4 protein-coding genes and 1 pseudogene are annotated in these 6,086 nt (G+C 70.8%); all 5 read left to right on the top strand.

Annotated features, from left to right (window positions below):
* Positions 1-395: 395 nt before the first annotated feature.
* Positions 396-1,160: an IclR family transcriptional regulator gene (locus ACLU3S_RS35285; protein WP_413956056.1), complete on the top strand. Its 765-nt coding sequence runs from the start codon at positions 396-398 to the stop codon at positions 1,158-1,160.
* Positions 1,161-1,499: 339 nt separating this feature from the next.
* Positions 1,500-2,294, top strand: coding sequence for an MIP/aquaporin family protein (locus tag ACLU3S_RS35290; protein ID WP_413956057.1), 795 nt, complete (start codon positions 1,500-1,502; stop codon positions 2,292-2,294).
* Positions 2,295-2,358: 64 nt separating this feature from the next.
* Positions 2,359-3,897 carry a glycerol kinase GlpK gene (glpK, locus tag ACLU3S_RS35295; protein WP_413956058.1) on the top strand — a complete coding sequence of 513 codons (1,539 nt, stop codon included), beginning with the start codon at positions 2,359-2,361 and terminating at the stop codon, positions 3,895-3,897.
* A 41-nt stretch (positions 3,898-3,938) separates the two neighbouring features.
* Positions 3,939-5,555, top strand: a complete 1,617-nt coding sequence (locus ACLU3S_RS35300) for an FAD-dependent oxidoreductase (protein ID WP_413956059.1) — start codon at positions 3,939-3,941, stop codon at positions 5,553-5,555.
* Positions 5,556-5,890: 335 nt separating this feature from the next.
* Positions 5,891-6,086: pseudogene (locus ACLU3S_RS35305) on the top strand (GntR family transcriptional regulator); the annotation flags it as partial.

Here is a 6,086-nt window from a genome sequence, read left to right on the forward strand (position 1 = left end):
GTCTCGGAGCTCGGACACACGGGTCCGGCTGTCGGCGGAAGGGGACGGCGGCAACGAGGCCATGAAGGGGCTCCCTGGGCTGCGACGGCTGTCGGCTATGCGGCTTCCCCGGGTTGGCGGGAATGCCGCACGGCGCCAGGGTAACCGGGAGCGGGCTCGGATGGGCACCGGCGTCCACGAGGCGGACGCGGGGCCCTGGCGCCACGCGCAGGTCACGTGTGATGTAACAGGTGTCGTCCGATCCATTGGCGGGAGGTCGGCATGGACCGGTAGTGTTCGACATTGCCGAACGGCGGCACCGGAGACGTACGACGCTGGAGGACCGCGGTTCACACAGGGTCGGCCGGCGCTCAGCCGCGGGCGGGCAGTCGAAGGGGACGGAGGGCAGGACGGCGATGGCACGGAACATCCAGTCGCTCGAACGGGCGGCCGCGATGCTGCGGCTGCTCGCGGGCGGCGAGCGGCGACTCGGCCTGTCGGACATCGCGTCGTCGCTCGGCCTCGCCAAGGGCACCGCCCACGGCATTCTGCGCACCCTCCAGCAGGAGGGGTTCGTGGAGCAGGACGACGCCTCGGGGCGCTACCAGCTCGGCGCGGAGCTGCTCCGCCTGGGCACGACCTATCTGGACGTGCACGAGCTGCGGGCGCGCGCCCTGGTGTGGACCGACGACCTGGCACGGTCCAGCGGGGAGAGCGTGTATCTGGGTGTGGTGCACCAGCAGGGAGTGCTGATCGTCCACCACGTCTTCCGGCCCGACGACAGCCGGCAGGTGCTGGAGATCGGCGCCATGCAGCCGCTGCACTCCACCGCCCTGGGCAAGGTGCTCTCCGCGTACGACCCGGTCGCGCACAGCGAGGCGCTGGAGGCGGACCGGAAGCCCTTCACGGACCGGACGGTGTGCGACGCCGACGGCTTCGAGCACATCCTCGACATGACGCGCGCGCGTGGCTACGCGGCCGACGTGGAGGAGACCTGGGAGGGGGTGGCGTCCGTCGCCGCGCCCATCCACGACCGGCGCCGGATGCCCGTGGGCGCCGTCGGCATCACGGGGGCGGTGGAGCGGCTCTGCCCGGACGGCGAGCTGCGTCCCGAACTCATCGCCGCGGTGCGCGACTGCGCCCGCGCCGTCTCCCGAGACCTGGGCGCCGGACGGTTCTGAGCCGGGCGCTCGGCAGGGGTTGACCGGGACGCCGGGCAGCGTTCCGGCTCTCGCCATACCCTGATATGGACAAATGGGACAAGAAGGTACGGCGGCACGGGGAGGGCGATAGCCGAAGCCGATCAATAACGATCCCGTTTTCGATAACAGAACTCTTGACGCACGTGTAACGCCAAAGCAAGACTCCGTCCATCGGTCGGCATTGTCGAACACCTAACGGCAATACGCGCTAGAGTGTGACAACGCCAAGGGCCGGCATCGCTCTCACCCCCTGAGGGCGCCAGAACCCCAGCGGACCGGGGTTCGGCTACCCCTGGACGAAGGACAAAGGAGTCGCGGGTGTCCAGCTCCGACATCTTCATCGGCGAGACCATCGGTACCGCCATGCTCATCCTGCTCGGCGGTGGCGTCTGCGCCGCCGTCACGCTGAAGGCCTCCAAGGCCCGTAACGCCGGTTGGCTCGCCATCGCCTTCGGGTGGGGCTTCGCCGTCATGACGGCCGTGTACATCTCCGGACCTCTTTCCGGTGCCCACCTCAACCCGGCCGTAACCGTCGCCCTCGCCATCACGAACAGCGACTGGAGCAACGTTCCGGTCTACTTCGCAGGCCAGCTGCTCGGCGCGATGATCGGCGCAACCCTGGTGTGGGTCGCCTACTACGGCCAGTTCCACGCCCACCTCACCGACAAGGAGATCGTCGGCGGTCCGGGCGCGCAGGCCACCGCGGCCAAGGCCGTCGAGGCCCAGGAGAAGGGCGCCGGCCCGGTCCTCGGCGTCTTCTCCACCGGCCCGGAGATCCGCAACGCCGTGCAGAACCTGGCCACGGAGATCATCGGCACCATCGTGCTGATCCTCGCGGTCCTCACCCAGGGCCTGAACGACAAGGGCAACGGCCTGGGCATCCTCGGCGGTCTGATCACCGCGCTCGTGGTGGTGTCGATCGGCCTGTCGCTCGGCGGGCCGACGGGTTACGCCATCAACCCGGCCCGCGACCTGGGCCCGCGCATCGTGCACGCCCTCCTGCCGCTGCCCAACAAGGGCGGGTCCGACTGGAGCTACGCCTGGGTCCCGGTGGTCGGACCGCTGATCGGCGGCGCCATCGCCGCAGGCATATACAACGTCGCCTTCGCATAGGAACACCTCGGAGCACGCGCCGTACCCACAGCCCCCTCACCACGGATCCTTTCAGGAGTACACAGTGACCGACGCCCACACCGCAGGCCCGTTCATCGCGGCGATCGACCAGGGCACGACCTCCTCGCGCTGCATCGTCTTCGACCGCGACGGCCGCATCGTCTCCGTCGACCAGAAGGAGCACGAGCAGATCTTCCCGAAGCCGGGCTGGGTCGAGCACAACGCGAACGAGATCTGGACCAACGTCCAGGAGGTCGTCGCCGGCGCCATCGCCAAGGCCGGCATCACCCGTGACGACATCAAGGCCATCGGCATCACCAACCAGCGCGAGACCACCGTGCTGTGGGACAAGAACACCGGTGAGCCCGTCCACAACGCCATCGTCTGGCAGGACACCCGCACCGACGCCCTCTGCAAGGAGCTGGGGCGCAACGTCGGCCAGGACCGCTTCCGCCGCGAGACCGGCCTGCCGCTGGCCTCGTACTTCTCCGGTCCCAAGGCCCGCTGGCTGCTCGACAACGTCGACGGCCTGAAGGAGCGCGCCGAGGCGGGCGACATCCTCTTCGGCACCATGGACAGCTGGGTCATCTGGAACCTGACCGGTGGTGTCAACGGCGGCAGGCACGTCACCGACGTCACCAACGCCTCCCGCACCCTTCTCATGAACCTGCACACGATGCAGTGGGACGAGAAGATCGCCGAGTCGATCGGCGTGCCGCTGCAGATCCTGCCCGAGATCCGCTCCTCCTCCGAGATCTACGGCGAGGTCACCGGCGGCAAGCTGGGCGACGTGCTCGGCGGCATCCCGGTCGCCTCCGCGCTCGGCGACCAGCAGGCGGCCCTGTTCGGCCAGACCTGCTTCTCCGAGGGCGAGACCAAGTCCACCTACGGCACCGGCACCTTCATGGTGATGAACACCGGTGACAAGATCATCAACTCCTACGCCGGCCTGCTGACCACGGTCGGCTACAAGATCGGCGACCAGCCGACGGTCTACGCCCTGGAGGGCTCGATCGCCGTCACCGGCTCGCTGGTGCAGTGGATGCGCGACCAGATGGGCCTGATCTCCACCGCCGCCGAGATCGAGACGCTCGCGCTCTCGGTCGAGGACAACGGCGGCGCCTACTTCGTGCCGGCCTTCTCCGGTCTGTTCGCCCCGCACTGGCGTTCCGACGCCCGCGGCGTGATCGCCGGTCTGACCCGGTACGTCACCAAGGCGCACCTCGCGCGCGCCGTCCTGGAGGCCACCGCCTGGCAGACCCGGGAAATCGCCGACGCCATGGTCAAGGACTCCGGCGACGAGCTGGTGGCCCTCAAGGTCGACGGCGGCATGACCTCCAACAACCTGCTGATGCAGACCCTCGCCGACGTGCTGGACGCGCCCGTGGTGCGCCCGATGGTCGCCGAGACCACCTGCCTCGGCGCCGCCTATGCCGCCGGCCTGGCCGTCGGCTTCTGGTCCAGCACCGACGAACTGCGCGCCAACTGGCGCCGGGCCGCCGAATGGACCCCCCAGATGGACGCGGCCACCCGCGACCGCGAGTACAAGAACTGGCTCAAGGCCGTCGAACGGACCATGGGCTGGATCGAGGACGAGAGCTGAGCTGCCCCACCGACAGCTCTGACGAGGAGTAAGTACCCGACATGACCAGTCAGTCCACCCTGCAGTCCGTGCCTGCCCTGGGGACGCACCCCGCCTCCGGCTCCAACCCGAGCCGGGCCGAGACCAGGGAGCAGCTCTCCAAGGCGTCGTACGACCTTCTTGTGATCGGCGGCGGCATCCTGGGCATCTCCACCGCCTGGCACGCCGCGCAGTCCGGGCTCAGGGTGGCGCTGGTCGATGCCGGCGACTTCGCCGGCGCCACCTCCTCCGCCTCCTCCAAGCTGCTCCACGGCGGTCTGCGCTACCTGCAGACCGGCGCGGTGAAGCTGGTGGCGGAGAACCACTTCGAGCGCCGTGCGGTCTCCCGCCAGGTGGCCCCCCACCTGGCGAACCCGCTCACCTTCTACCTCCCCGTGTACAAGGGCGGGCCGCACGGCGCGGCGAAGCTCGGCGCGGGCGTGTTCGCCTACTCCGCGCTCTCCGCGTTCGGCGACGGAGTGGGCCACCTGCTCTCCCCCGCCAAGGCGGCGCAGGACGTGCCCGAGCTGCGCACCGAGAACCTCAAGGCCGTGGCCGTGTACGGCGACGACCAGATGAACGACGCGCGGATGGCGCTGATGACGGTCCGCGCGGCCGTCGAGGCGGGCGCGGTCGTCCTCAACCACACCGAGGTCACCGGCCTGCGGTTCACCAACGGCCGGGTCACCGGCGCCGAGCTCAGGGACCGGCTGTCCGGTGAGGAGTTCGGGACCAACGCCCGCCTGGTGCTGAACGCGACCGGCCCCTGGGTCGACCACCTGCGCCGGATGGAGGACCCGAACGCGGCGCCGTCCATCCGCCTGTCCAAGGGTGCGCACCTGGTCCTGAAGCGGACTTCCCCGTGGCGGGCCGCGCTGGCCACCCCGATCGACAAGTACCGCATCACCTTCGCCCTCCCCTGGGAGGACATGCTGCTGCTCGGCACCACCGACGAGGAGTACGAGGGCGACCCGGCGGACGTGTCCGTCAACGACAAGGACATAGCCCAGATCCTGGACGAGGCCGCGTTCTCCGTCCGGGACCAGCAGCTGCGGCGCGACCTGATCACCTACGCCTTCGCCGGCCTGCGCGTGCTGCCGGGCGGCCCGGGCGACACCGCCAAGGCCAAGCGCGAGACGGTGGTGACCGAGGGCAAGGGCGGCATGCTGTCCGTCGCGGGCGGCAAGTGGACGACGTTCCGGCACATCGGCCGCACGGTGATGCGCAAGCTGGAGTCGCTGCCGGGTCACCCGCTGGGCGACGACTTCGAGCCGATCTCCTCACTGCCGAAGAAGCTCCCGCTGCCCGGTGTCGCCAACCCGCGTGCCGTCGCCCACCGCCTGCTGGCGGACCATCCGGCGCCGGGCCCGCGCATGGCCGCCGACACCGCCAAGCACCTGGCCACCCACTACGGCTCCCTGGCCTTCGACATCGCCCGCCTGGCGAACGAGAACCCGGAGCTGGCCGAGCGCGTCCACCCCGACGCGCCGGAGATCTGGGCGCAGGTCGTCTGGGCCCGCGACCACGAGTGGGCCGAGACGGCGGACGACGTGCTGCGCCGCCGTACGACGCTGACGATCCGGGGTCTGGCCACGGACGAGGTCCGCGCCAAGGTCCAGGACCTGCTCGACCAGGAGTGACTGCGGCGGCGGCCGGTCCGACTCCCCTGACCGGGACCGACCGCCGCCATGACCCCGGACCCGCCGTACCGGGATCGACCGCCGCCGTGACCCCGGACCCGCCGTACCGGGTCCGGGCCAGTGAGAGGGGCGGCCCACGCCGATCGGGCCGCCCCTCTCGCCCGTCCCGGGAGGCAACGGGACACGCTCGGCGACCGGTTGGACGCGCGCGGGGCGCTCGGCCGCCGACGGCGGAACTCGTGGGACGTGCTGGGCCCACCGCCGCCCGTGGCGGAACTCGGCGACCGGTGGGACGCGCGGGGCCCACCGCCGGCCGCGGCGGAACTGGGCGCGCGCTCGGCGACCAGTGGGACGCGCGGGGCGCGCGGCCGTCCGTGGCGGAACTGGTCGCGGCCGAACCGGAGTTTCTCCGGGCCGTCGCGCGGAGTTCCGGCAACTCGGTGCCGTGCTCGCTGCTTGACGTTCTGTCGGGACCCACCGCCCGTGCCCGGATCGGGCGCGGGCCGGCCCGGGAGGACGCCGCCGGCCGCG

The organism is Streptomyces sp. AF1A, from assembly GCF_047340315.1.
Taxonomy (GTDB): Bacteria; Actinomycetota; Actinomycetes; order Streptomycetales; family Streptomycetaceae; genus Streptomyces.

Coding starts and splice junctions, on each gene's coding strand:
- ACLU3S_RS35285 (WP_413956056.1), top strand. CDS start 396: ATGGCACGGAACATCCAGTCGCTCGAACGGGCGGCCGCGATGCTGCGG.
- ACLU3S_RS35300 (WP_413956059.1), top strand. CDS start 3,939: ATGACCAGTCAGTCCACCCTGCAGTCCGTGCCTGCCCTGGGGACGCAC.